This window comes from Mesorhizobium sp. M2E.F.Ca.ET.219.01.1.1 (assembly GCF_004016445.2).
Lineage (GTDB): Bacteria > Pseudomonadota > Alphaproteobacteria > Rhizobiales > Rhizobiaceae > Mesorhizobium.
In genome coordinates, this window is record NZ_SADT02000106.1 from 1 (window position 1) to 366 (window position 366).

2 pseudogenes are annotated in these 366 nt (G+C 67.8%); one reads left to right on the top strand and one right to left on the bottom strand.

Annotated features, from left to right (window positions below):
• Positions 1–171 (top strand): annotated as a pseudogene (locus tag EN862_RS37245) (DUF459 domain-containing protein); the annotation flags it as partial.
• On the opposite strand, the pseudogene gltD reads toward EN862_RS37245, so the two are convergent.
• Positions 168–366: pseudogene (gene gltD, locus EN862_RS35130) on the bottom strand (glutamate synthase); the annotation flags it as partial. The pseudogenes EN862_RS37245 and gltD sit on opposite strands and share 4 nt — an antisense overlap.

Genomic DNA, 366 nt, shown 5'->3' on the forward strand with positions numbered 1-366 from the left:
GCGGCGGCCCCCGCGAAGCCAAATCCGAACCTGCCCGGCGAAAAACTCGTCATCGAGGGCAAGGCGCCCGCTGCCTCGCCCGGCCGCGCCGACGATTTCTCCTGGCCGCCGAAAACCCAGCCCGCAACGTCAGCCGCGACACCGGATACGACGACGGCTATCAACCCTTAACGAGGCAACACGCTCGATCCCATCAGCGCTTCGTCGATCGAGCGCGCCGCCTGACGGCCCTCGCGGATCGCCCAGACCACCAGCGACTGGCCACGGCGCACGTCGCCCGCCGCGTAAAGCCTGTCGACGCTGGTCTTGTAGTCGCGGTCATTGGCCTCGACGTTCTTCGAGCGCCGGCTGTCGGTGACGATCTTC